General features: G+C 66.4%; 21 protein-coding genes. 3 read left to right on the top strand and 18 right to left on the bottom strand.

The genetic code is table 11. The features are described from left to right. Positions 1 to 41 precede the first annotated feature (41 nt). A complete protein-coding gene (locus ABIC50_RS23895; RefSeq protein ID WP_105834130.1) occupies positions 42 to 2366 on the top strand; it encodes a Tex family protein in 2325 nt (774 codons plus the stop codon). Between the two features lie 111 nt (positions 2367 to 2477). Here ABIC50_RS23895 and ABIC50_RS23890 read toward each other — a convergent pair whose 3' ends face one another. The 17 genes from ABIC50_RS23890 to ndk form a co-directional block, all read right to left on the bottom strand. Then, a complete protein-coding gene (locus tag ABIC50_RS23890; RefSeq protein WP_165751507.1) occupies positions 2478 to 4391 on the bottom strand; it encodes a potassium transporter Kup in 1914 nt (637 codons plus the stop codon). 274 nt (positions 4392 to 4665) lie between these two features. Further along, complete coding sequence (locus ABIC50_RS23885) at positions 4666 to 5262, bottom strand: phosphoribosyltransferase (protein WP_006755319.1); 597 nt, start codon at positions 5260 to 5262, stop codon at positions 4666 to 4668. 8 nt (positions 5263 to 5270) lie between these two features. Beyond that, positions 5271 to 6617, bottom strand: a complete 1347-nt coding sequence (locus ABIC50_RS23880) for an adenylosuccinate synthase (RefSeq protein ID WP_165751508.1) — start codon at positions 6615 to 6617, stop codon at positions 5271 to 5273. A gap of 113 nt (positions 6618 to 6730) precedes the next feature. Beyond that, the gene (locus ABIC50_RS23875) at positions 6731 to 7879 is read right to left on the bottom strand and encodes an ATP phosphoribosyltransferase regulatory subunit (protein ID WP_006755321.1); all 1149 of its coding nucleotides are present in this window, start codon (positions 7877 to 7879) and stop codon (positions 6731 to 6733) included. 112 nt (positions 7880 to 7991) lie between these two features. After that, complete coding sequence (locus tag ABIC50_RS23870) at positions 7992 to 8183, bottom strand: DUF2065 domain-containing protein (RefSeq protein ID WP_006755322.1); 192 nt, start codon at positions 8181 to 8183, stop codon at positions 7992 to 7994. A gap of 36 nt (positions 8184 to 8219) precedes the next feature. Further along, positions 8220 to 9119, bottom strand: a complete 900-nt coding sequence (gene hflC / locus ABIC50_RS23865) for a protease modulator HflC (protein WP_354167178.1) — start codon at positions 9117 to 9119, stop codon at positions 8220 to 8222. A gap of 14 nt (positions 9120 to 9133) precedes the next feature. After that, on the bottom strand, positions 9134 to 10495 hold the full coding sequence (gene hflK / locus ABIC50_RS23860; protein ID WP_354167175.1) for an FtsH protease activity modulator HflK: 1362 nt from the start codon (positions 10493 to 10495) through the stop codon (positions 9134 to 9136). Positions 10496 to 10542: 47 nt separating this feature from the next. Next, complete coding sequence (gene hflX / locus ABIC50_RS23855) at positions 10543 to 11718, bottom strand: GTPase HflX (RefSeq protein ID WP_175697639.1); 1176 nt, start codon at positions 11716 to 11718, stop codon at positions 10543 to 10545. A 72-nt stretch (positions 11719 to 11790) separates the two neighbouring features. Beyond that, positions 11791 to 12033: an RNA chaperone Hfq gene (gene hfq, locus ABIC50_RS23850; protein ID WP_006754897.1), complete on the bottom strand. Its 243-nt coding sequence runs from the start codon at positions 12031 to 12033 to the stop codon at positions 11791 to 11793. Between the two features lie 154 nt (positions 12034 to 12187). Next, on the bottom strand, positions 12188 to 13525 hold the full coding sequence (gene der / locus ABIC50_RS23845) for a ribosome biogenesis GTPase Der (RefSeq protein ID WP_126227979.1): 1338 nt from the start codon (positions 13523 to 13525) through the stop codon (positions 12188 to 12190). Positions 13526 to 13772: 247 nt separating this feature from the next. Further along, positions 13773 to 14918 (bottom strand): outer membrane protein assembly factor BamB, encoded by a 1146-nt coding sequence (bamB, locus tag ABIC50_RS23840; protein WP_011657019.1) that lies wholly within the window; start codon positions 14916 to 14918, stop codon positions 13773 to 13775. Positions 14919 to 14958: 40 nt separating this feature from the next. Next, entirely contained in the window at positions 14959 to 15588 is a 630-nt protein-coding gene (locus tag ABIC50_RS23835) for a tetratricopeptide repeat protein (RefSeq protein ID WP_012363993.1), read from the bottom strand. Between the two features lie 56 nt (positions 15589 to 15644). Continuing rightward, positions 15645 to 16985 carry a histidine--tRNA ligase gene (gene hisS / locus ABIC50_RS23830; protein ID WP_006754903.1) on the bottom strand — a complete coding sequence of 447 codons (1341 nt, stop codon included), beginning with the start codon at positions 16983 to 16985 and terminating at the stop codon, positions 15645 to 15647. 16 nt (positions 16986 to 17001) lie between these two features. Beyond that, positions 17002 to 18306, bottom strand: coding sequence for a flavodoxin-dependent (E)-4-hydroxy-3-methylbut-2-enyl-diphosphate synthase (ispG, locus tag ABIC50_RS23825; RefSeq protein ID WP_012363994.1), 1305 nt, complete (start codon positions 18304 to 18306; stop codon positions 17002 to 17004). Positions 18307 to 18412: 106 nt separating this feature from the next. After that, positions 18413 to 19432, bottom strand: coding sequence for a helix-turn-helix domain-containing protein (locus ABIC50_RS23820; RefSeq protein WP_354167173.1), 1020 nt, complete (start codon positions 19430 to 19432; stop codon positions 18413 to 18415). A 176-nt stretch (positions 19433 to 19608) separates the two neighbouring features. Next, complete coding sequence (rlmN, locus tag ABIC50_RS23815) at positions 19609 to 20748, bottom strand: dual-specificity RNA methyltransferase RlmN (protein ID WP_011657023.1); 1140 nt, start codon at positions 20746 to 20748, stop codon at positions 19609 to 19611. A 55-nt stretch (positions 20749 to 20803) separates the two neighbouring features. Further along, the gene (gene ndk / locus ABIC50_RS23810) at positions 20804 to 21229 is read right to left on the bottom strand and encodes a nucleoside-diphosphate kinase (RefSeq protein WP_006755775.1); all 426 of its coding nucleotides are present in this window, start codon (positions 21227 to 21229) and stop codon (positions 20804 to 20806) included. 249 nt (positions 21230 to 21478) lie between these two features. Between ndk and ABIC50_RS23805 the strand changes: the two genes are divergently transcribed. Further along, positions 21479 to 22177: a Bax inhibitor-1/YccA family protein gene (locus ABIC50_RS23805; RefSeq protein WP_006755774.1), complete on the top strand. Its 699-nt coding sequence runs from the start codon at positions 21479 to 21481 to the stop codon at positions 22175 to 22177. 65 nt (positions 22178 to 22242) lie between these two features. Here ABIC50_RS23805 and rlmD read toward each other — a convergent pair whose 3' ends face one another. Beyond that, entirely contained in the window at positions 22243 to 23697 is a 1455-nt protein-coding gene (gene rlmD, locus ABIC50_RS23800) for a 23S rRNA (uracil(1939)-C(5))-methyltransferase RlmD (protein WP_207789416.1), read from the bottom strand. 146 nt (positions 23698 to 23843) lie between these two features. On the opposite strand from rlmD, the gene ABIC50_RS23795 reads away from it, so the two are divergent. Then, entirely contained in the window at positions 23844 to 24698 is an 855-nt protein-coding gene (locus ABIC50_RS23795) for an endonuclease/exonuclease/phosphatase family protein (protein WP_354167170.1), read from the top strand. Positions 24699 to 24722: the final 24 nt, after the last annotated feature.

Raw genomic sequence — 24722 nt, 5'->3', positions numbered from 1 at the left:
CCGGCCCGCGCCGCGATTTCAGCAGGCACATCATCCACGACATGACGGAAACCGTAGCACTCAAGATCGTACAGCGCATCGCCACCGAACTGTCCGTCCAGCCGCGCCAGGTCGCGGCGGCCGTGCAACTCCTCGACGAAGGCTCGACCGTTCCGTTCATTGCCCGGTACCGCAAGGAAGTGACGGGCAACCTGGACGACACGCAGCTGCGCCAGCTCGAGGAGCGCCTCCTGTATCTGCGCGAACTCGAGGATCGCCGCGCGACGATCCTGTCGAGCATCGACGAACAGGGCAAGCTGACCGACGAACTGCGCGCCGCGATCGACGCGGCCGACAGCAAGCAGGTGCTCGAAGACCTTTATCTGCCGTACAAGCCGAAGCGCCGCACGCGCGCGCAGATCGCCCGCGAAGCCGGCCTCGAGCCGCTCGCGCAGGCGCTGCTCGCGAATCCGCTGCTCGACCCGCAGGCCGAAGCCGCCGCGTACGTCGATGCCGACAAGGGAGTCGCCGACGTGAAGGCCGCGCTCGACGGCGCGCGCGACATCCTGTCCGAACAGTTTGGCGAAACGGCCGAGCTGCTCGGCAAGCTGCGCGACTATCTGCACAGCCAGGGCGTCGTGTCGTCGGCCGTGGTCGAGGGCAAGGAAAACGAGGAAGGCGAGAAATTCCGCGACTACTACGACTACGCTGAGACGATCCGGACCGTGCCGTCGCACCGCGCGCTCGCGCTGTTCCGCGGCCGCAACGCCGGTGTGCTGACCGTCAAGCTGGGCCTCGGCGAGGAACTCGACGCGCAGGTTCCGCATCCCGGCGAAGCGATGATCGCGCGCCATTTCGGGATCGCGAACCAGAACCGTCCCGCCGACAAGTGGCTGTCCGACGTGTGCCGCTGGTGCTGGCGCGTGAAGGTGCAGCCGCACATCGAGAATGAACTGCTCACGCAACTGCGTGAAACGGCGGAAGCCGAGGCGATCCGCGTGTTCGCGCGCAACCTGAAGGATCTGCTGCTGGCCGCGCCGGCCGGCCCGAAGGCCGTGATCGGTCTCGACCCCGGCCTGCGCACGGGCGTGAAGGTCGCCGTGGTCGACCGCACCGGCAAGCTGCTCGCGACCGACACGATCTACCCGCACGAGCCGCGCCGCGACTGGGACGGCTCGCTCGCGAAGCTCGCGCGCATCGCCGCGCAGACGCAGGCCGAGCTGATCAGCATCGGCAACGGCACCGCGTCCCGTGAAACCGACAAGCTCGCGAGCGAGCTGATCTCGAAGCACCCCGAACTGCGGCTGCAGAAGATCGTCGTGTCGGAAGCCGGCGCGTCGGTCTACTCGGCGTCCGAGCTGGCCGCGAAGGAATTCCCGGAACTCGACGTGTCGCTGCGCGGCGCCGTGTCGATCGCGCGCCGCCTGCAGGATCCGCTCGCCGAACTCGTGAAGATCGAGCCGAAGGCGATCGGCGTCGGCCAGTACCAGCACGACGTGAACCAGCGCGAACTCGCCCGCTCGCTCGACGCGGTCGTCGAGGATTGCGTGAACGCGGTCGGCGTCGACGCGAATACCGCGTCGGTCGCGCTGCTGGCACGCGTATCGGGCCTGAATGCGACGCTCGCGCGCAACATCGTCGACTATCGCGACGCGAACGGGCCGTTCCCGTCGCGCGACCATCTGCGCAAGGTGCCGCGCCTCGGCGACAAGACCTTCGAACAGGCGGCCGGCTTCCTGCGCATCAACGGCGGCGAGAATCCGCTCGACCGCTCGTCGGTCCACCCGGAGGCCTACCCGGTCGTCGAACGGATCCTCGCGAAGATCAACAAGCGCATCGACGACGTGCTCGGCAGCCGCGACGCGCTGTCCGGACTGTCGCCGACGGAATTTGTTGACGAACGTTTCGGCCTGCCGACCGTGCGCGACATCCTGTCCGAACTCGAAAAACCGGGTCGCGACCCGCGGCCCGAATTCAAGACCGCCACGTTCCGCGACGGCGTCGAGAAGGTGTCCGATCTGATGCCCGGCATGCTCCTCGAAGGGGTCGTGACGAACGTCGCGGCCTTCGGTGCATTCGTGGATATCGGTGTGCACCAGGACGGCCTCGTCCACGTGTCGGCGATGTCGACGAAGTTCATCAAGGATCCGCACGAAGTCGTGAAGGCCGGCCAGGTCGTCAAGGTCAAGGTGCTCGACGTCGACGTGAAACGCCAGCGCATTGCGCTGACGATGCGCCTCGACGACGAAGCGGCCGCGCCCGGCATGGCGCCGCGCAGCAGTCAGGAGCGCGGCAATGCCGGCCGCGGCGCGGCCCGCCCGCAGCGTTCGCGCGAGCCGGAACCGGCCGGTGCGATGGCCGCCGCGTTCGCGAAGCTGAAGCGCTGAACGCGCGAAGGTTTTCGACGCACGAAAAAAAGCCCGCCGACAGGCGGGCTTTTTCATGGCGCGGCAAGCGCACTACCAAATTGGGCCGCCATCGCGGCCCACGCGCGCCGGTCAGATCTCGATCTTGGTGCCGAGCTCGACGACGCGGTTCGCCGGGATCGAGAAGAAGTCGGTCGGCTTCGCCGCGTTCTGATGCATCCACGCGAACACGCGCTCGCGCCAGATCGACATGCCGGGCAGATGCGTCGGCACGACCGTTTCGCGTGCGAGGAAGAACGAGGTGTCCATCAGCTCGAACGTCATGTCGTGCGAGCGGCCGAATTCCTCGAGTACGGCCTTCACGTCCGGCGTCTCGTTGAAGCCGTACTGGGCCTTGACGATGTACAGGCCGCCACCCGCATCGCGCGAGCTCAGGCGCGTGTCGTCGCGCACGTACGGAATGTCGCGCGTGACGAACGTCAGGAAGATGGTCCGCTCGTGGAGCACCTTGTTGTGCTTCAGGTTGTGCAGCAGGCTCACGGGCACGAGCTTGTCGTTGCCGGTCAGGTAGATCGCGGTGCCCGACACGCGGTGCGGCGGATGCGCGAGCAGCCCGTGCAGGAACGGCTCGAGCGGGATACCGTCCGCGGCCGTGCGCTCCTTGACGATGTGGCGACCCTTGAACCAGGTCATCAGCAGGAAGAACAGCAGCGCGCCGATGCCGAGCGGCAGCCAGCCGCCCTGCGCGACCTTCAGCAGGTTCGCGCCGAAAAAGCCGAGGTCGATCGCGAGGAACACCGCGATGATCGCGCCGACGAGCAGCCGGTTCCAGTTCCACACCTTCACCATCACGACGCACGCCAGCACGGTGGTGATGACCATCGTCGCGGTCACCGCGATACCGTACGCCGCCGCCAGGTTGTCGGAGCTCTTGAAGCCGATCACGATGCAGAGGATCACGAACAGCAGCAGCCAGTTCACGACCGGCACGTAGATCTGGCCGATCGCCAGCTCGGACGTATGCAGCACCTTCATGCGCGGCACGTAGCCGAGCTGGATCGCCTGCGACGTCAGCGAATACGCGCCCGAAATCACAGCCTGCGACGCGATCACGGTCGCGACCGTCGACAGCACGACGAGCGGCAGCAATGCCCACTCGGGCGCCAGCAGGAAGAACGGGTTTTCGATCGCTTTCGGGTTCTGGATCAGCAGCGCGCCCTGGCCGAAGTAGTTCAGCACGAGCGACGGCATCACGAGCCCGTACGCGGCGAGGCGGATCGGCTTCGCGCCAAAGTGGCCCATGTCCGCGTAGAGCGCTTCCGCACCGGTCAGCACCAGCACGACCGAACCCAGCACGACGTAGGCCTGCAGCAGGTGGTCGGCCATGAACGATGCCGCGTAGTACGGATTGATCGCCGCGATGATGCCCGGCACGCGCGCGATGTGGTACACGCCGAGTGCCGCGATCACGATGAACCACACGACCATGATCGGGCCGAACAGCTTGCCGACCAGCGCGGTGCCGTGGCGCTGGATCCAGAACAGCGCGATCAGGATCACGATCGTGATCGGCAGCACGAGGTGGGACAGGTGCGGTGTCGCGATTTCGAGACCTTCGACCGCCGACATCACCGAGATCGCCGGCGTGATCACCGCGTCCCCGTAGAACATGCACGCGCCGAATATCCCGAGCGCCATCAGCGCGCCCGCGACGCGGGTTTTCGAGTCGAGCGGCCGCAGCGACAGGGCCATCAGCGCGAGCACGCCGCCCTCGCCGTTGTTGTCGGCCCGCATCACGAACAGCAGATATTTGATACCGACCACGAGGATGATCGCCCAGAACAGCAGCGAGATCACCCCCAGGATCGAACTTTCGGTCAGCGGGATGCCGTGTGCGGGGCTGAACGCCTCCTTCAGCGCATACAGCGGGCTCGTGCCGATGTCGCCGAACACGACGCCGATGGCCGCTATCGCAAGCGCCCGCATCGAGTGTTGGTGCGTCGAATGCGCATGGGCTGCGTCGGTCGCCTGGATCGTGTCGTTCATATGAAGCGTAATAATCGGGTCCGGTTCGGACAAAACGAGCGCTATTCTACTCGCGCCCCCCTGAAACACCGCCCTGCCGTGTTGCCCTGACACCACGTGATCCACGCCGCGCATGCAATCCTGCGCAAGCTGTGGCAGGGCTGCCATCATAGCCGGGGCAGCGCCGTCTGCCTACCGCGAACGGCCGATCGCCGCGACCGCCGGCCTCGCGCCCCAATGAAAAACGGCGCCGCAAGCGGCGCCGTACAAGGCTTTCGTTCGATCGGCCGGGCGCTTACGCGCCCGAACCGTCGCGCTGCGCGCGACCACGCTTGATCCACGCCTCGAGGTTGTGCGGACGAACGGTGTCCCACTCTTCGAACGGCTGATGAATCCACGGGTTCGTGGGCAGATACTGCGTGTGATAGTCGGGCTTCACCTTCGAGCAACCCTTGTACCAGAGTACGGCCGAACGCACGGCCGTGACGGCCGGATAGCGCTCCTTGAGATGCTCCTGCACACGCGCGAGCGTGACGCCCGAATCGACGAGATCGTCGACCAGCAGCACGTTGCCCGCGAGCTGGCCGCGCGTCATCGTGATGTACTGCGCGATGTCGAGCTCACCCTGCTCGGTGCCGGCCGCTTCGCGGTACGAACTCGTCGCGAGGATCGCGAGCGGGACGTCATAGATGCGCGAGAGCTGATCGCCGACACGCAGACCGCCGCGCGCGAGGCACAGGATCTGGTCGAACTTCCAGCCCGATGCATGCACCTGGAGCGCGAGCAGCTCGATCAGACGATGGTATTCGTCCCAGCCTACCCACAGGTTCTTGTCGTCGTTGCGCGGATCGGTCATCAAGTCTGCCGCCGTCATCGTGATTTGCTGCGTCATGCTGAAAATTACACCTTGAACGGATGGCGGAGCAGGATCGTTTCGTCGCGATCCGGGCCGGTCGAAACCATGTCGACCGGCACGCCGGCCACTTCCTGGACACGGGTCAGGTAGGCCTGCGCATTCGCCGGCAGCGCGTCCCACGTCTTGATGCCGACGGTGCTTTCCTTCCAGCCGGCGAAGGTTTCGTACATGGGCTCGCAACGCGCGACATCGGCCGCACCGCGCGGCAGGATGTCCACGTCCTTGCCGTCGATCTTGTAGCCGACGCACAGCTTGACTTCATCGAGGCCGTCGAGCACGTCGAGCTTCGTCATGCAGAGGCCCGACACGCCGTTGATCTGGATCGAGCGGCGCAGTGCGGCCGCGTCGAGCCAGCCGGTGCGGCGCGGACGGCCGGTGACCGAGCCGAATTCCTTGCCGACGTTCGCCAGCGTGACGCCGACCTGATCCTGACGCTGCGGGTTGTCAGCATCGTACAGCTCGCTCGGGAACGGGCCCGCGCCGACGCGCGTGCAATACGCCTTCGTGATGCCGAGGATGTAGTTCAGCTGCTGCGGACCGACGCCGGCGCCGGCCGATGCCGCACCCGCGACGCAGTTGCTCGACGTGACGAACGGATAAGTGCCGTGGTCGATGTCGAGCAGCGTGCCCTGCGCGCCTTCGAACAGCAGGTTCTGACCGGCGTTGTTCGCGTCGTACAGGCGGCGCGACACGTCGGCCACCATCGGCTTCAGGCGATCGGCATAGCCGAGCATCGTGTCGAGCGTGGCCTGGAAATCGACGGCTGCGCCACCCAGGTACTGGGTCAGCACGAAGTTGTGGAAATCGAGGTTTTCGCGCAGGCGGTCGGCGAAGGTCTTCGCGTCGAACAGGTCCTGCACGCGCAGCGCGCGGCGGCCGACCTTGTCTTCGTACGCGGGGCCGATGCCGCGGCCGGTCGTACCGATCTTGCCCGCGCCCTTGCGCGCTTCGCGCGCCTGGTCGATCGCGATGTGGTACGGCAGGATCAGCGTCGTGGCTTCGGAAATGAACAGGCGATCGCGAACGTTCACGCCGGCTTCTTCCAGCTCGCCGATTTCCTTGAACAGTGCCTCGGGGGACAGGACGACGCCGTTGCCGATGTAGCAGGCGACGCCTTCACGCATGATGCCCGACGGAATGAGGCGCAAGATGGTTTTCTTGCCGCCGATGATGAGGGTGTGGCCGGCGTTGTGACCGCCCTGGAAACGCACGACGCCCTGAGCGTGGTCCGTCAGCCAGTCGACGATCTTGCCCTTGCCTTCATCACCCCATTGCGTTCCCACGACGACGACATTGCGCCCGGGAGTCACGTTCACTGCGCTGGCAGACATGTTGATTCGTTAGCTGGTTAAAAACGTATTCTACCTAGGTTCGCGGGCGATTCCGAATTTTTCCGTTTCGCTTCAACGATATGCACGCCGAACGACGGCCCGCGAACACCTCTTTAACGGGGTTCGACCACCCATGCGCCGTTGCGCTCGACGAGCGATCGGTCGCACGCGAATTCGTCGAGCACGTGGTCGTGCCCGGGCAATGCCTGGATCACGACCTCGCCCGCATCGCGCAGCGCCGCGACGGCCGCGCCGAGCGCATCGTCCTGCGCCCACGGCGCGAGAATCGCGGTGCCGCGCGCCTCGATCGGCGAAATCCGCGCGAGCTCGCGCAGATCGAGCGAGAAGCCCGTCGCCGGGCGGGCGCGACCGTAAGCCTGCCCCACGTGGTCATAACGGCCGCCGCGCGCGATCGCGTTCGGCACGCCGTCGATGTACGCGGTAAACATCGCGCCGCTGTGGTACGCGTAGCCGCGCAGGTCGGCCAGATCGATCGCCACCTCGACGCCCTTCGCCTGGGCCGCGAGCTGCGCGAGATCGTCGAGCGCGCGCGTGATCTCGGGCAGCACCGGCAGCCGTGCGCGCGCCTCGTCGAGCACGCTCGCGTCGCCGTACAGATGCGGCAACGCACGCAGCGCCGCGCGCGTGTCGGCGCCGAGATCGTCGGTGAGTTCGTTCAGCAGCGGCACGTCCTTGCCCGACAGCGCGTCGTACAGCGACTCGCCGCGCTCGGCGGCCTGCGCGTCGCGCGCGAGCAGCGCCGCGAGCACGCCTGCATGGCACAGGTCCAGACGGATTCGCGACAGCCCCGCGAGGTGCAGCGCGTCGAGCATCAGTTGCTGGATCTCGAGATCGGCTTCCAGCCCGGCATGCCCGTAGATTTCGGCGCCGATCTGGATCTGCTCGCGCGTCGCGTGCAGGCCGCGCGGACGCGTATGCATCACATGCCCCGCATAGCAAAGGCGCGTGACGCCCTGGCGGTTCAGCAGGTGCGCGTCGATGCGCGCGACCTGCGGCGTGATGTCCGCGCGCAGGCCGAGCGTGCGGCCCGACAGCTGGTCGACCAGCTTGAAGGTGCGCAGGCGCAGGTCGGCGCCGCCGCTCGTCAGCAGCGACTCGAGGTATTCGAGCAGCGGCGGCATCACCATTTCGTAGCCGTACGAACGGAAGCGGTCGAGCAGCCTGCGGCGCAGCTCCTCGATCTTGCGCGCTTCCGACGGCAGTACGTCGGCGATATTCTCGGGAAGTAACCAGGTCGACATCGGTACGGTCCTACGACGGGAAACAGGGCGCGACGCGCGCGCCACGAGATGAATCGGAAATCGGAATCGTGCGGAACGGACGGCGGATTGGCCGTCTCGTTCAGGTCTCCGTTCAGGTGGCGAGCAGCAGCAGGATGAGCCCCAGCGCCATCACGATGAGCCCGCCGATCCGGATATGATGCGGCGGCCGCTCCGCTATTCTACGAAACGTGTCGCGCCAGGCGACGGGAAACACGAAGGGAAACGCCCCCTCGATAATCAGCATCAGTGCTACCGCGAGCAACAACGAACCAGCCAGATCCATGCGAACGACGGCGCCGCTCGACGCGGCGCCCCAAGGTCAGTGTTTGCGGGGAGCAGGTGCCGCCGGTGCGGCACCGCCCGTCGGGCTGCGCATGAAACGGAAAAACTCGCTGTCGGGATCGACCACGATGATGTCGTTGCGCTTGAAGGTATTCCGGTAAGCCTGCAGGCTCGCGTAGAACTGGTAGAACTGCGGATCCTGGCCGAACGCGTCGGCGGCGATCGACGCGGCCTTCGCATCGCCCTCGCCCTTGATCGTCTGCGCGGACTTGTACGCATTCGCGAGCACCGCCTGCTGTTCGCGCTCCGCATCGGCCTTGATCTGTTCGACATCCGCAGCGCCGTCCGCGCGCACCTGCGCGGCCTGCGCGCGCAGCGCGGCAATCATCCGCTGATAGACGGCGTCGGCCTGCGCGGCCGGCAAGTCGACGCGCGTCAACTGGACATCGACCACGTCGACGCCGAAGCCGGATGCCTGCGCGCGCACCGCATCGCGAGCCGCATTGGCGATGTCGCGCTGTCCGCCGAGCGCGTCGTCGAGCGCGCGCTTGCCGAATGCGTCACCGAGCGCGCTCTTCAGCGCGCCGGTCAGACGCTCGGCGGCGGTGGCCGAGTCGCCGCTCGTCGCCGTGAAGTACTTCATCGGATCGCTGATCCGGTACTTGACCGCATACGTGACGAGCAGATCGTGCTTGTCTTCGGTCGCGAGTTGCAGCGGATCCGACGATTCGAGCGATTGCAGGCGCGTGTCGATCAGCGTCGCCGTCTGCAGCGGCGGCGGCAGCTTGAAATGGATGCCGGGGCCCGCGAGTTCGGGCTGCGTGCCGTCGCGGCCCGACAGCACGGCCGTGTGGCGCGGATCGACGGTCAGCACGGTCGACGATGCCGCGAAGGCGACGATCACGATTGCGACGACGAGCGCAATGATTCGGTTCATGTTCTGCGCTCCCGTTACTTCGTATCGTCTTCGCGCGAGCGGCTGCGGAACGCTTCGCGCGACCGCAGCACGTCGCTGCCCGGTGCGGGCGCCGCCGCGGCCGAAGCCGAGGCCGCGCTCGCGGGCACGCTCGCCGCCGCGCCGGCCGGCGCCGACGCTGCGTCGGGCGCGGATGCGCCGGCGGGCGTCGCGGCATTCGTGGCGCTCGCGGCGTTTTGTCGCTCCTGCTCGACGAGCTTGTCGAGCGGCAGGTACACGACGTTGCTACCCTTGTTGCCGACGAACACCTTCGTCGCGTTCGAATAGATTTCCTGCATCGTCTCGAGGTACATCCGCTCGCGAATCACCGCGGGCGCCTTCGAATACTGCGCATAGACCTGCTTGAAGCGGTCGGCGTCGCCTTCGGCCTCGGTGACCACGCGATCGGCATACGCCTTCGCTTCGTCGACGAGTTTCGCGGCATTGCCCTGCGCCTTGGGCAGCAGGTCGTTGGCATAGGCCTGCGCGGTACGCTTGGCGGCCTCGCGCTCGTCGCGCGCCTTCGCGACTTCGGCGTACGCGGCTTGCGTCTGCTCCGGCGCCGCGACGCTCTGCATCGTGACGGCCGTGACTTCGAGCCCCGACTGGTAGCGATCGAGATCGCGCTGGATCGCGGCGGACAGCTGCTCGCGCAGCGCGTCGCGGTCCTGGTTCAGCATGTCGGCCGCGCTGCGCGTACCGACGATCGCGCGCACCGCGGCCTGCGCGGCCTCCGACACGCCGCGCTCGGGGTCGACGCTGCGGAACAGGTAATCGGTTGCCGAACGGATCCGGTACTGGACGACGAAACGCACGTCGACGATGTCGGCGTCGCGCGTCAGCATCGCCGCTTCCTTCACGTTCGCGAGCCGCACGACGTTGTTGCGGCCGATCTCGATCGAACGGACCTGCGACGTGTCGACGATCTCGTGCGACGCGAACGGATAAGGCGCACGCCAGTGCACGCCCTGACCGACCGTGCCGGACAGCTTGCCGAACTGCAGCACGACGCCCGTCTGGCCGTCCTGCACGACGAACAGCCCGCTGCCCGCGTAGACCGCGACCAGCACGCCGATCACGATGCCGACGCCGACGCGCGCGGCCCGGCCGTTGTCGGGCCGGAAGCCGTTGCCGCCCTTGCCGCCGAACAGGCCGCTCAGACGCCGGTTGAAGTTGCGCCACATCTCGTCGAGATCGGGCGGACCGTCACCGTCGCCACCGGGCGGACGCTTCGATTCGTTCGCACGCGGACGGGATGCGTCGTTGCCCTTGCCTTCGCCGCGTCCCCAGCGGGGATCGTTGATCGACAGCAAGGCGCGCATCCGCCGCCAGGTACTCCGCTCGTTGTATTCGTTCACCAGAGTTTGTTCACCAGATGGGACGTCAGCGAACCGGCCGGGGCCGGTTAGCGCCCGTGTTCGGAAATCGTGTGGTCTTCGTGTGGTTCTGCGGGAGCGCCGTCGAGCGCGCCGTTGGGTAACGTCGCGCCGGTAAGGTGTTCCGCGGAGGCGATTTCGGCGATGGCGGCACGCAACGTGTCGAGACCCTGACCGGTGCGCGCGCTCAAAAAGACGCGCGAAATATTACCATACTCGTCTCGCTCGACCGCGTCGCCGCGGGCTGCCAGCTCGGGCACGGCGTCGATCTTGTTGAACACCAGCACCTGCCGGATCGTGTCCGCGCCGATTTCGTGCAGCACGCCGTTCACCTGCTCGATCTGTTCGAGCCGCACCGCGCTCGACGCATCGACCACGTGCAGCAGCAAATCCGCATGGATCGTTTCCTCGAGGGTCGCGCGAAACGCGGCAACCAGCTGGTGAGGCAGTTCGCGGATGAACCCGACCGTATCGGACACGACGATCTGCCCGACCTCGTCGCCCAGATACACGCGCCGCGACGTCGTGTCGAGCGTGGCGAACAGCTGGTCGGCCGCATAGGCCTGCGCCTTCGTCAGCGCATTGAACAGCGTCGACTTGCCCGCGTTCGTATAGCCGACGAGCGACACCGACATCGTGCCGCTGCGCGCGCGCTGGCGACGCTGCGTGCTGTGTTGCCGGCGCAGCCGGTCGAGCCGCGACTTCAGCATCTTGATGCGCTCGCCGATCAGCCGGCGGTCGGTTTCGAGCTGGGTTTCGCCCGGGCCGCGCAGGCCGATACCGCCCTTTTGCCGCTCCAGGTGGGTCCATGCGCGAATCAGCCGGGTCGACAGGTATTGCAGCTGCGCAAGCTCGACCTGAAGCTTGCCTTCGTGGCTGCGGGCGCGCTGCGCGAAGATATCGAGGATCAGGCTCGTGCGATCGACCACCCGCCTGTTGAGCGCCTGCTCCAGGTTGCGTTGCTGGGCCGGTGCCAGCGCGTGGTTGAAGATGACGATTTCGACGTTGTGTACGTCGCAGGCGAGCCGGAGTTCTTCGGCTTTGCCGCTGCCGATGAACATCTTGGCATCGGGACTGGCGCGACGACCGGTGAGGGTGACGGCGGGACGGGCCCCCGCACTGGAGGCGAGAAGACTGAGTTCTTCCAGACTGGCTTCGAAATCGGTCTTGCCGAAGTCGATGCCGACGAGCGCTGCGTTGATCAAATTATCGGGTGTCAAGATAAGGCGGCTGGCATCGGTCGCTCGCGGCGACCGGATGCCGGCCGCTGCGATAGGTTAGGACGTGGTCGCTTCCGCGTCCGGGTGGAAATTCACCGGGCGCGCCGGCACGACCGTCGAGATGGCGTGCTTGTAGACCATCTGGGTCACCGTATTACGGAGCAACACGACGTACTGGTCGAACGATTCGATGTTCCCTTGGAGCTTGATGCCGTTGACGAGATAGATCGAAACGGGAACGTGCTCTTTGCGCAGTGCGTTCAAAAACGGGTCTTGTAACAATTGCCCTTTGTTGCTCATGGCGTACTCCATCTTTTTTTGCAGGTTGATCTGAATTTGGCGCCGAAGAAAAAGAGATCCGGCGCCAATCGCTACACTATAGCTGATTTTGCCTGCCCCGCCCGGCAGCAGGCCATGCGGCCTGGCCCTTGCGGGACGTGCGTGGCAGGCATGTTCAGCCCTTGTCCGCGTACGGATTGTTCGACGAACGGAACTCTATGCGCAATGGAGTCCCGGTCAGGGAGAAAGTTTCGCGGAATCGGTTTTCGAGGTAGCGCTTGTACGTTTCGGTCACCGCGTCGAGCGCGTTGCCGTGGATCACGATCAGCGGCGGATTCTGTCCGCCCTGGTGCGCGTAGCGCAGCTTCGGACGCACCGGGCCGCGACGGCGCGGCTGCTGGAACTCGACGGCCTCGATCAGCGCGCGCGTGAGCTTCGGCGTCGGCAGTTTCGCCATGGCCGCCGCGTACGCGTCGTCGACCGAGCGCATCAGCGCGCCGATGCCCGTCTTCTTCGCGGCCGAAATGTAGTGCGATTTCGCGAAGTCGAGGAATTTCAGCTTGCGGGTCAAATCCGCTTTCGCGCGATCGCGCGCGTGGTCGTCGAGACCGTCCCACTTGTTGACGCCGATCACGAGCGCGCGGCCCTGCTCGACGACGAAGCCGGCGATGTGCGCGTCCTGGTCGGAAATGTCCTGCTGCGCATCCAGCAGAAGAATGACGACGTTCGCGTCGGAAATCGATTGCAGCGTCTTCACGACCGAGAATTTCTCGATCGCCTCGAACACCTTGCCGCGGCGCCGCAGGCCTGCCGTGTCGATCAGCGTGTATTTCTTGCCGTTACGCTCGAAGTCGACGTAGATCGAATCGCGCGTCGTGCCCGGCATGTCGAACGCGATCACGCGGTCCTCGCCGATCAGCGCGTTCACGAGCGTCGACTTGCCGACGTTCGGACGGCCCACGATCGCGATCTTGATGCCGCGCGACGGATCGTCGTCGTCCGCTTCCTCGGGCTGGCCCGCGTACGCGACTTCCAGCGCCTCGTTGATCATGTCGGTCACGCCGTCGCCGTGCGCGGCCGAGATCGCGCGCGGATCGCCGAGGCCGAGCTCGTAGAAGTCCGTCGCGACCGCCGTGTACTTCATCCCCTCGGCCTTGTTGACGACCAGGAAGATCGGCCGGCCGGTCTTGCGCAGGTAGTCGGCGATCGACTTGTCCTGCGGCGCGAGCCCGTTACGGCCGTCGACGATGAACACGACGACGTCGGCTTCCTCGACGGCCTGCCGAGTCTGGCGTGCCATCTGGTGCAGGATGCCGTCCTTCGCGACGGGTTCGAAGCCGCCGGTATCGACGACCAGGTACGGCCGTTCGCCGACCCGCCCTTCGCCGTAATGGCGATCGCGCGTGAGGCCGGGCAAATCGGCGACCAGCGCATCACGCGAGCGCGTGAGCCGGTTGAACAGCGTGGATTTCCCCACATTGGGGCGCCCAACAAGGGCAATGACCGGTTTCATCTGTGTTTTCTACGGTGATGCGCAGCAGCGGGAGGCCCGCTGCTGCGGGCGGCTGCGCTGAATGAAAATATCACGAATTCGCGCCGCGCCGGATGCGCGCGCCGGGCGCGCGTTGCACGCCGTGGTCTTTCGTTTCGAACTGCCTTTCAAATACCGAGCGGCCGGGAACACCGGCCGCCTTCGTGTCGCACGACCGCGGCGCGCGGGACGAGCCCGCCGCGCCGCGATCGCGCCTGTTGCGTGCGCGTCAGCGCGGACGGAACCCGTACAGGCCGCCGTCCTTCGTCTGCACGACGAGCGTATTGCCCGCCAGGACCGGCGCCGCGGTAATCGCGCTGCCGTCCGTCTTCATCCGCGCGATGAAGCTGCCGTCCTCGCGCGACAGGAAGTGCACGAAGCCCTTGTAGTCGCCCATCACGACCGCATGGCCAAGCAGGTAAGGCACGCCGACGTCGCGGCTCTTCAGCTTGTCGTTGCGCCAGAGCTGGTTGCCGCTCGCCGAGTCGTAAGCCGTCACGACCGACCAGTCGTCGCCGCCGGCGACGACCGAATCGTCCTGCGCGAGGCCGCTGCGGCTCGAGAACGCCTTTTCCCACAGCGGACGGCCCGAGTTTGCGTCGAAGCAGCCGATCTGCCCCTGGAACGTGACCGCGCATGCTTCGGCACCCACGAGCGTCGGCGGACCGCTGACGTCGTTGATGCGCTCCACTTCGGTCACACCCTTCGGGAACGACACCGGCGTCTGCCAGAACGGCTCGCCCGTCTGCAGGTTGATCGCAACCAGACCGCCGCCGGGGAAGCCCGCCAGCACGGCAGCGTCGCCCGCGAACGTCATGCCGGCCGACACGCGCAGGTTCAGCGGCACCGCGCGGTTGCGGTAGTTCCACTTCTGCTCGCCCGTCTGCGCGTTGAACGCGATCACCTGGCCGTCGATCGTGCGCACGATCACGAGGCCGTTGCCGACCAGCGGCGGCGAGAAGATCTCGCCCTGCACGCTCGTCTTCCACAGCAGCTTGCCGTCGGGGCCCAAGACGAACACGCCGCCCTTGAGCGCGCCGACCGCGGTCAGGTTGCCGTCGCTGCCGACACCGGCCGACAGGTCCGAACCGACCTTCGAGCGCCACAGCGTCTGGCCCGTCTTCGCGTCGATCTTCTCGACCGAACCGTTCTCGCCCGCGGCATAGACGGCGTCGCCCACAGCCACCGGCGTGAACAGGTAGCGCCCGCCCTTGCCGACGCTCGCCTTCCAGACCTGTTGCACGTCCATGACGGGCTTGAACTCGGTGAGCGGCGTCGGCACGCGGCGCGCGTCCTTCGACGACGAGCAGGCCGCCAATGCCAGGACAGCCGCCGCGCAGGCTACGGGCACAGCGTAACGTTTCAGCAAATTCATCGGTTAGCGAAGCAGAGTTAAGAGGTTGAGGGGGCCGGAATCAGCCGCCGAGCGCGTCGAGCTTGAACTGCACGAGCTGGCGCGCGGACTGGTCGTCCTGCGGCAGGCCGTCGAGCGCGAGCTTGTACGCCGCGCGCGCGTCGTCGGTCTTGCCTTGCGCGGCCAGCAGATCGCCGCGGCGATCGGCCACGACGCCCTTGAATGCATCGACCGGCGTGCCGGACAGCAGCGCGAGGCCCGCATCGTACGCCTTCTCGTCGAGCAGCAGCGATGCGAGACGCAGCTTCGCGATCTGCTTGTACTCGTCATCCCTGGCGTGATCGACAGCCCATTGCAGCTGGGCCTTCGCGCCGGCGGCGTCGCCTGCCGCGTAGAGCGTCTTCGCGGCCGACAGGGCCGTCATCTGCGCGTACGGCGTGCGGGCGAACTTGTCTTCCATGTCGGCGGCCGCGCGGGCCATCGTCGCCTTGTCGTTCGCGGCGGCGGCCTTCTGGACCTGCTCGTACAACCCGGAAGCCTCGGCGGCCTGACGGCGCTGCCAGTAATTCCAGCCGTTGAAACCGGCCGCGACGACCAGCGCCGCGAGCACGATCCACGTGGTGAGGTTGCCCCAGCGGGCCCACCACGCCTTGACACTTTCAATCGATTCTTGTTCGTCGTGATAACTCATCGGCGAGCGATTCCTTCCTGTTCAGGCTTTTTCTTGTCGAGCGAATGCGAGCGCGATCAGTCGTCGCCGTCTTCGGCGGATGCAACCATCGCATTGATTAGGAATTCGGTCAAGCTTTCGACCGGTACGGTCTGCTGAACGTTCTTTTCCCCTTCCTCGCCCGCACCGCGCAGCGCTTTCACGCCCACCGTGCCGTTCGCGACCTCTTCTTCGCCGAAGATCACCGCGAACGCGGCACCGCTTGCATCGGCCCGCTTCATCTGCGACTTGAAGCTTGCCGGCGCGCCGTCGGCGCTGCAGTGGAAAATCACGTCGAGGCCCGTGTCGCGCAGACGCTCGGCCGCGATGAACGCCTGTTCGCGCGCCGTCTCGCCCTGGTGCACCACGTACACGTCGACACCTTCCTGCTCGGGCGCGAGATCCTCTTCCTTCAGCAGTTCGAGAATGCGCTCGATGCCCATCGCCCAGCCGCATGCGGCGGTCGGCTTGCCGCCGAGCTGCTCGATCAGGGGATCGTAGCGGCCGCCGGCCGCGACGGTGCCCTGTGCGCCGAGCTTGTCGGTCACCCACTCGAACACGGTCAGGTTGTAGTAGTCGAGGCCGCGCACGAGACGCGGGTTGATCTTGAACGGAATGTTGTTCGCGAGCAGCAGGCGCTGCAGCCCTTCGAAGTGCGCGCGCGATTCGTCGCCGAGGAAGTCGATCAGCTTCGGCGCGTTCTGCGCGATTTCCTGCAGCGCGGGATTCTTCGTGTCGAGCACGCGCAGCGGGTTCGTATACAGGCGGCGCTTCGCGTCCTCGTCCAGCACGTCGGCGAACTGCTCGAGGTACTTGATCAGTTCGACACGGTGCGCGGCCCGCTCTTCCGCGAGGCCGAGCGAGTTGATCTCGAGCTTGATGCCGGTCAGCCCGAGGTCGTCCCACAGGCGCTGGCACATCATGATGATCTCGGCGTCCGCATCCGGGCCCGCGAAGCCGAGCGCCTCGACGCCGACCTGGTGGAACTGGCGGTAGCGGCCGCGCTGCGGACGCTCGTGACGGAACATCGGGCCGATGTACCACAGGCGCTTCGGGCCGTCGTACAGCATGTTGTGCTCGATCGACGCGCGCACGACGGCCGCGGTGTTCTCCGGGCGCATCGTCAGGTTCTCGCCGTTCAGCGCGTCGGTGAAGCTGTACATTTCCTTCTCGACGATGTCCGTGACTTCGCCGATGCCGCGCGTGAAGAGCTGCGTGTGTTCGACGATCGGCGTGCGGATGTTCTGGTAGCCGTACGCGCGCAGCAACGATTTCACGGTGGCTTCGAAGAACTCCCACAGGCCGGCATCCTGCGGAAGGATGTCGTTCATGCCTTTGACGCCGGTGAGCTTCTCGATCTTGCGTTTCTGTTCAGTCATCGTGTGTGTGGACGAATTAATTCAGGGCCTCGGTGCGGCCGTAGTTGCGTGCGACGTAGTCGCTGACGATCTGCTGGAATTCCTCGGCGATCCGCTCGCCGCGCAGCGTCTTGACCTTCTCGCCGTCGATGAAGACGGGCGCGGCCGGGTTCTCACCCGAACCCGGCAGGCTGATGCCGATGTTCGCGTGCTTCGATTCGCCCGGGCCGTTGACGATGCAGCCCATCACCGCGACGTTCATCTTCTCGACGCCCGGATATTCCTTGCGCCATACGGGCATCTGCTCGCGCAGGTAGGTCTGGATCTGCATCGCGAGCTCCTGGAACAGCGTGCTCGTCGTGCGGCCGCAGCCCGGGCACGCGATCACCATCGGCGCGAACGAGCGCAGGCCCATCGTCTGCAGGATTTCCTGGCCGACGATCACCTCGCCCGTGCGCGGCGCGCCCGGCTCCGGCGTCAGCGAGATGCGGATCGTGTCGCCGATCCCTTCCTGCAGCAGCACGCCGAGCGCGGCCGTCGATGCGACGATGCCCTTCGAGCCCATGCCGGCCTCGGTCAGACCGAGGTGCAGCGCGAAGCCGCAGCGGCGGCCGAGCTCGCGGTACACGGCGATCAGGTCCTGCACGCCGCTGACCTTGCACGACAGCACGATGCGATCACGGCCGAGACCGAGTTCGACCGCACGCTCGGCCGAGCCGATCGCCGACTGGATCAGCGCCTCGTACATCACGCTTTGCGCGCCCCACGGCTGCGCACGCGCGCCGTTCTCGTCCATCATGCGCGCGAGCAGGTCCTGGTCGAGGCTGCCCCAGTTCACGCCGATCCGCACCGCCTTGTCGTACTTGGCCGCGGCTTCGATCATCAGCGCGAACTGCGTGTCGCGCTTCGCGCCCTGGCCGACGTTGCCGGGATTGATCCGGTACTTCGACAGCGCCTCCGCGCAGCCCGGGTAGTCGCGCAGCAGCAGGTGGCCGTTGTAGTGGAAATCGCCGACGAGCGGCACGGTCACGCCCATCCGGTCGAGCTGCTCGCGGATCGCCGGCACGGCGGCCGCGGCCTCCGGCGTGTTCACGGTGATGCGGACCAGTTCGGAGCCCGCGTTCGCGAGTTCCTTGATCTGGATCGCCGTGCCGATCGCATCGGCCGTGTCGGTATTCGTCATCGACTGGACGCGCACCGGCGCATCGCCGCCGATCGTCACGAGCTGCCCGCCCCAACGAACATCCACCGCATGCGACACGCGACGCGGCTGATGCCCGCCGAACACCGGCTCGGTTGAACAAATCTGACTGCTGCGTGGGGATTGAGCTTCGGATTGCATCGATAGATCCATTTACGCGGAATGCGCCGCGAAGCGGCGCATGAATTGAAAAAGCGCCGTGCCCTCGCGGCCTGTGCTGGACAGGCCCGCGCCACGGCGCTTGACATCAGGGCAACGTGAACCGCGCCACGTTACCCCGCGCTGCCGAATATTTTGCCGGATCGACAGGTTTTCCGTCGAACGCGACCGCGTCCATGCCTGCCTTGTTGCCGATCGTGACCTTGAACGGCCCGTCGCCGGCGACCTGCTTCGTCTCGCCGGCCCGCACCAGCGCCGAGAACAGCTCCTTGCCGTTCTTGTCGCGCACGCTGAACCAGCAATCCTGCTTGACCTTCAGTTCGATCATCGACTGGCCTGCCGCCACCACGACGCTCGCGGGCTGGGCCGGCACGGCCGCGCCGCTCGCCGCGGCCGTCACGACCGGTTGCGACGCAGGCGCCGCGACCGCTGGGGCCGGAGCCGGTGCAGCCGGTGCAGCCGATGCAACGGCCTGCGGCGCCACGGCGGATGCCGCGACCTGCGCCGGCGCATCGCTGCCGGTTGCCGCCGACGCACCGCCCGCGGCGGCCTCTTCGACCGAAGACGCCGCCGGCGCGCTGGCCGCCGACGCATGGTCGGTGTCGCCGCCCTTGAAACGTGCGAGCCAGCTCGACGAATCGCCGCCAGTGTGCCACATGAGCACCGCGACCACCGCGACGACGACGATCGCCGTCCCCCACAGCCACGGATGGTGGCGCGACGAGCCGCCGAGCGGAATCGACACGCGGCCGCGCGGCAGATCCGTGCCTGACGACGCGGGCATCGACAGATCGACTTCCGGCACGCCGCGCTCGCGGCGCAACGCCTGCGCAAACGGCTCCGGATCGACGCCGAGCATCTTCGCGTAGCTGCGCACGACGCCGAGCGCGAACGTCACGCCGGGCAAATGGCTGATGTCGCCTGCCTCGAGCGCACGCAGCTTCTGCGGGGCGACCTTGAGCCGCGCCGACACGTCGTCGACCGTCCAGCCCTTCGCCTCCCGGAGATGCGCCAGCCGGCTGCCGACGGCCGTCAGCGTTTCCAACCCCGCCGGTGCCGGCTTCGCGGCATCCGTCTCTGCGCCGTTTGTCGGCTGCGGCTCACTCATCCTTGTCCTCGCGTCGATTCTTCTTCACTGGCGAGCGCCGCCGGCTTGCGCCGGCCGGCACCCGCAACTGTCCATATCATGCGCGGCGCCGGGGCGCCGCGACCGATCGCTATTCGCGTGTTGTACCGCCAAGAGGCTCGGGCATCCGGGCCAGGCCGCCCCGACCTGGCGCCCCGTCAAATTGCCCGAACTTCGATGATTTTTGCTGCTGCGCCCGTTCGCTCCGCCAGGCGCGTGCGATCCTTCACGGCGCCGGCCAGCTGGCCGCACGCGGCGTCGATGTCGTCGCCGCGCGTCTTGCGCACGGTCGTGACGACACCCGCGTCGATGAGGACCTGTGCAAAGCGCTTGATCTGCTCCGGCTTCGAGCGGATGAGGCCCGATTCCGGAAACGGATTGAACGGGATCAGATTGAACTTGCATGGAACGTCACGCGTGACGGCAAGCAGTTCGCGCGCATGCGCTTCGGTGTCGTTGACGCCGTCGAGCATGCAGTATTCGAAAGTAATGAAGTCGCGCGGCGCGACTTTCAGATAGCGCTGGCACGCGGCCATGAGCTCGCGAAGCGGATGCTTCTTGTTGAGCGGCACCAGCTCGTCGCGCAGCGCATCGTTCGGCGCGTGCAGCGAAACGGCAAGCGCGACCGGCAGTTCGGCGCCGAGGCGGTCCATCATCGGCACCACGCCGGACGTCGACAGCGTGACGCGGCGGCGCGACAGGCCGTACGCGTTGTCGTCGAGCATCAGCCGCATCGCGGGCACGACCGCGTTGTAGTTCAGCAGCGGCTCGCCCATGCCCATCATCACCACGTTGGTGACGACCCGTTCGGCCTTGCCGTTCGGACCGGGCGCGCGACCGAGCGACGCACGCAGTGCAAATTCGGCCATCCGGAGCTGACCGATGATTTCGGCTGTCGACAGGTTGCGGGAGAAGCCCTGCTTGCCCGTCGAGCAGAAGCGGCAGTTGACCGCGCACCCGGCCTGCGACGACACGCACAGCGTGCCGCGCGTCTCTTCCGGGATGAACACGGTTTCGACCGCATTGCCGTTTCCGACGTCGATCAGCCACTTGCGCGTGCCGTCGGTGGAAACGTGATCGCTGGCGATCTCGGGCATCACGATCGACGCACGGCCCTTGAGCTTTTCTCTCAGGGACTTCGCGAGATCGGTCATGCCGTCGAAATCGCCGGCGTTGTACTGGTGGATCCAGCGCTGCAACTGCTTGGCGCGGAACGGCTTCTCGCCAAGGCTGCCGCAGTACGCGACAAGACCCTCGGCATCGAAGTCGAGAAGATTGACGGAAGTTTCGCTCGTCATGATGTGCTGCCTTGCCGCTTGCGCTGAATCCTGCCTACTTGTTGCCAGCCAGGGCTTAGCGCGAGTAGACGTTCATTTCCGGGAAGAAGAACGCGATTTCGACCGCGGCCGTTTCGGCAGCGTCCGAGCCGTGCACGGCGTTCGCGTCGATGCTGTCGGCGAAGTCGGCGCGGATCGTGCCCTTTTCCGCCTTCTTCGGATCCGTCGCACCCATCAGGTCGCGGTTCTTCAGGATCGCGCCTTCACCTTCCAGAACCTGGATCATCACCGGGCCCGAGATCATGAAATCGACGAGGTCCTTGAAGAACGGACGTGCTGCGTGAACCGCATAGAACTTCTCTGCGTCGCCACGCGACAGGTGAGCCATGCGCGATGCGACGATCTTCAGGCCGGCGCCTTCGAAACGGCTGTAGATCTGACCGATCACGTTCTTTGCCACCGCATCCGGCTTGATGATCGACAGGGTGCGCTCGATTGCCATAAAAACTCCAAAAAATTAAGAAGTTACAGGTTCAAATGAATCCGCTATTGTAGCACGATCCCGTGTATCATTGCGATTGAACCCTTACACGAATGAAAGGTTTCGAATCCATATGTTTTTTGCGCCGTCCGCATTGAAACCTGGCGGCGCGGAACGTATCTTAGCCATAGCTGCCCCGGTTTGCTGCGCCGCACATCGCGCGCGCCGAACCGGCCCCGGACGCCCACGCGTTCAATGTTAGGAGAAACCATGAACGACTATCCGTACAATTTCGGCCGCGGCGGTTCCGTCAGCACCGCCGAGGTTCGTAACCGCGTGCTGCGGAACACGTACTGGCTGCTCGCGCTGTCGATGGTGCCGACCGTGCTGGGCGCCTGGGTCGGCGTCGCGACGGGCTTCTCGCTGTTCGCGGCCACGAGCCCGATGATGAGCCTGCTCGCGTTCTTCGCGATCGCGTTCGGCTTCATGTTCGCGATCGAGCGGACCAAAAACAGCGCGGCCGGCGTGTTCGTGCTGCTCGGCTTCACGTTCTTCATGGGCCTGATGCTGTCGCGACTGCTCAGCTTCATCCTCGGCTTCTCGAACGGCCCGTCGCTGATCATGCTGGCGTTCGGCGGCACCGGCATCATCTTCGCCTCGATGGCGACGATCGCCACCGTCAGCAAGCGCGACTTCTCCGGGCTCGGCAAGTGGCTGTTCATGGGCGTGATCGTGATTCTGCTGGCGTCGGTCGCGAACATCTTCCTGCAGCTGCCGGCGCTGATGCTCACCGTCTCGGTGCTCGCGATCGCGATCTTCTCGGCCTACATGCTGTTCGACGTGCAGCGCGTCGTGAACGGCGGCGAGACGAACTACATCTCGGCCACGCTCGCGATCTACCTCGACCTGTACAACGTGTTCACGAACCTGCTCGCGCTGCTCGGCATCTTCGGCGGCAACCGCAACTGACGTTCGCCACACCCCATGAAAAACCGGCCCGCGGGCCGGTTTTTTTACGTCCGCCGCCCGCCCGCTCAGTCGCGCTCGAACAGCGCGATCGATTCGACGTGCGACGTATTCGGGAACATGTTCACGACCCCGGCGCCCTTCAGGCGGTAACCCGCCTCGTGCACGAGCAGGCCCGCGTCGCGCGCGAGCGTCGACGGGTTGCACGACACGTAGACGATCCGCTTCGGCAGCGGGCCTTCGCCGCTCTGCGCGATTTCGGCCAGCGCCTTCGACACCGCGAGCGCGCCTTCGCGCGGCGGGTCGATCAGGAACTTGTCGAACGCGCCGAGCGCACGGAGATCGTCGCCCGTCACTTCGAACAGGTTCCGGCACGCGAACGTCGTGTGGCCATCGACGCCGTTTTCGCGCGCATTCGCCAGCGCGCGCGTCGTCAGCGTGTCGCTGCCCTCGATGCCCATCACCTCGCGCGACAGTCGCGCGAGCGGCAGCGTGAAGTTGCCGATCCCGCAGAACAAGTCGAGCACGCGATCGTCGCGCGACGGCGCGAGCAGGCGCAGCGCGCGGCCCACCAGCACGCGGTTGATCTGATGGTTGACCTGCGTGAAGTCGGTCGGCTTGAACGGCATGCGGATGCCGAACTCCGGCAGCGTGTAGTCGAGCGGCACGTCGAGCGGATAGAACGGCGTCACCGTGTCCGGGCCCTTCGGCTGCAGCCAGAACTGCACCTTGTGCTCGTCCGCGAACGCGCGCAGCAGCGCTTCGTCGTCCGCATTGATCGGCTCCAGCACGCGCAGCACCAGCGCCGTGACTTGCGAACCGACCGCGAGCTCGATCTGCGGCATCCTGTCGCGAATCGACAGCCCCTCGACCAGCCGGCGCAACGGCACCAGCATTGCCGACACGTGCGGCGGCAGCACTTCGCAGCTCGTCATGTCGGCGACATAGCTGCTCTTCTTTTCGTGGAACCCGACCAGCACGCCGCCCTTCTTCGCGACGTTGCGCACGGTCAGGCGCGCACGGTAGCGGTAGCCCCACGACGGGCCATGGATCGGCGCGAACACCGTCTCGGCGCGCAGCTTCGCCAGGTGCCACAGGTTGTCCTCGAGCACGCGCTGCTTGATCGCCACTTGCGCGCGCATGTCGAGATGCTGCATCGAGCAGCCGCCGCAGGTGCCGAAGAACGCGCATTTCGGCTGCGTGCGCAGCACGCTCGGGCGCAGGATGTCGACCACGGTCGCCTGCTCGTAGCTCGGCTTGCGACGGTAGCTCGAATAGGTCACACGCTCGCCGGGCAGCGCGCCTTCGACGAAGATGACCTTGCCCGGCGTGCCGTCCTCGGTCACCGTGCGGCCGACACCGCGCGCTTCCATGTCGAGCGATTCGATCTCGAGAACCGGGGCAGGCCCGGGCGCGACGGGCGCATTTTTCGATTTGCGCGCAGAAGTGGGGACGGCTTCGGACACCAGCTTTTCCTGACAAACGTTGAAGAAGGCGAGATTGTAGACGACGCCAGCCCGCATCGCCCGCTTTCATCGCGCATGTGCCCATACGGATGCATCCACGCGCCACGTACTGCACAAAGGACCCGCAGGCGCGGTGTCTTGCCGACCCGCCGGCGGCACAAGTTCTGCTCGCAGGTGGCTCTCTGCTCGCAGGAGAATCGACCATGCGACTGATCGACTGGAACGTTCAATGGGGTCGGGACGCGGACGGCGTCGTCGACCTAGCGCGCACCATCGCCGCCGCCCGCCGCCTCGGCGACTTCGACGTGCTGTGCATGCAGGAAGTCACGCGCGGCTTCGGCGCGCTGCCCGGCCAGCCGGGCCCTGATCAGTTCACCGAACTGGCGGCGTTGCTGCCCGGCTATACGATCTTCGAGGCGATCGGCGCCGACCTGCCGCCGCTCGAACCCGACGCGGCGCGCCGGCAGTTCGGCAATGCGATCGCGACCCGGCTGCCGGTCGGACGCGTGCTGCGCCAGTTGCTGCCGTGGCCGGCCGACGCCAGCGGGCCGTCGATGCCGCGCGTCGCGCTAGAGGTCGAACTGACAACGCCGCCGGGCGCGCTGCGTATCATCACGACACACCTCGAATTCTATTCCGCGCGCCAGCGGCTCGCACAGGTGGATGCGATGCGCGCCCGGCACCGCGAAGCGTGCTTCCACGCCGATCAGCCTGCCCCGGCGGAGAACGCCACGGGACCGTTCACCGCGACCGGCCAGGCGCGCGACGCGATCATCTGCGGCGATTTCAACAGCGCATTCGACAGCGATGCATACCGGCGCCTGCTGGAGCCGATCGCCGACGCGCCGTCGTTCGTCGATGCATGGGTTGCCCGGCACCCGGGCCATACGCCGCCGCCGACCGCCGGCGTCTACGACACCGCGCAATGGTCGGACGGGCCGCTCGCGTGCGATTTCGTGTTCGTGACCGATACGCTGCTGCCGCGCGTCACGCGCTGCGAGATCGACGGCGACGTGCGCGCGTCGGATCACCAGCCGGTCGTGCTCGAGGTCGATTGATCGCGGCCGCGACGCGGGCCGCCC

Origin of the sequence: Burkholderia sp. 567 (assembly GCF_040545115.1) — a bacterium.
GTDB lineage: Bacteria > Pseudomonadota > Gammaproteobacteria > Burkholderiales > Burkholderiaceae > Burkholderia > Burkholderia ambifaria.
The sequence above is the reverse complement of the archived record's forward strand: the minus strand, read 5'-3'. Positions and strand labels throughout refer to the sequence as shown.

Coding starts and splice junctions, on each gene's coding strand:
- ABIC50_RS23895 (WP_105834130.1), top strand. CDS start 42: ATGACGGAAACCGTAGCACTCAAGATCGTACAGCGCATCGCCACCGAA.
- ABIC50_RS23890 (WP_165751507.1), bottom strand. CDS start 4,391: ATGAACGACACGATCCAGGCGACCGACGCAGCCCATGCGCATTCGACG.
- ABIC50_RS23885 (WP_006755319.1), bottom strand. CDS start 5,262: ATGACGCAGCAAATCACGATGACGGCGGCAGACTTGATGACCGATCCG.
- ABIC50_RS23880 (WP_165751508.1), bottom strand. CDS start 6,617: ATGTCTGCCAGCGCAGTGAACGTGACTCCCGGGCGCAATGTCGTCGTC.
- ABIC50_RS23875 (WP_006755321.1), bottom strand. CDS start 7,879: ATGTCGACCTGGTTACTTCCCGAGAATATCGCCGACGTACTGCCGTCG.
- ABIC50_RS23870 (WP_006755322.1), bottom strand. CDS start 8,183: ATGGATCTGGCTGGTTCGTTGTTGCTCGCGGTAGCACTGATGCTGATT.
- hflC (WP_354167178.1), bottom strand. CDS start 9,119: ATGAACCGAATCATTGCGCTCGTCGTCGCAATCGTGATCGTCGCCTTC.
- hfq (WP_006754897.1), bottom strand. CDS start 12,033: ATGAGCAACAAAGGGCAATTGTTACAAGACCCGTTTTTGAACGCACTG.
- der (WP_126227979.1), bottom strand. CDS start 13,525: ATGAAACCGGTCATTGCCCTTGTTGGGCGCCCCAATGTGGGGAAATCC.
- bamB (WP_011657019.1), bottom strand. CDS start 14,918: ATGAATTTGCTGAAACGTTACGCTGTGCCCGTAGCCTGCGCGGCGGCT.
- ABIC50_RS23835 (WP_012363993.1), bottom strand. CDS start 15,588: ATGAGTTATCACGACGAACAAGAATCGATTGAAAGTGTCAAGGCGTGG.
- hisS (WP_006754903.1), bottom strand. CDS start 16,985: ATGACTGAACAGAAACGCAAGATCGAGAAGCTCACCGGCGTCAAAGGC.
- ispG (WP_012363994.1), bottom strand. CDS start 18,306: ATGCAATCCGAAGCTCAATCCCCACGCAGCAGTCAGATTTGTTCAACC.
- ABIC50_RS23820 (WP_354167173.1), bottom strand. CDS start 19,432: ATGAGTGAGCCGCAGCCGACAAACGGCGCAGAGACGGATGCCGCGAAG.
- rlmN (WP_011657023.1), bottom strand. CDS start 20,748: ATGACGAGCGAAACTTCCGTCAATCTTCTCGACTTCGATGCCGAGGGT.
- ndk (WP_006755775.1), bottom strand. CDS start 21,229: ATGGCAATCGAGCGCACCCTGTCGATCATCAAGCCGGATGCGGTGGCA.
- ABIC50_RS23805 (WP_006755774.1), top strand. CDS start 21,479: ATGAACGACTATCCGTACAATTTCGGCCGCGGCGGTTCCGTCAGCACC.
- rlmD (WP_207789416.1), bottom strand. CDS start 23,697: ATGCGGGCTGGCGTCGTCTACAATCTCGCCTTCTTCAACGTTTGTCAG.
- ABIC50_RS23795 (WP_354167170.1), top strand. CDS start 23,844: ATGCGACTGATCGACTGGAACGTTCAATGGGGTCGGGACGCGGACGGC.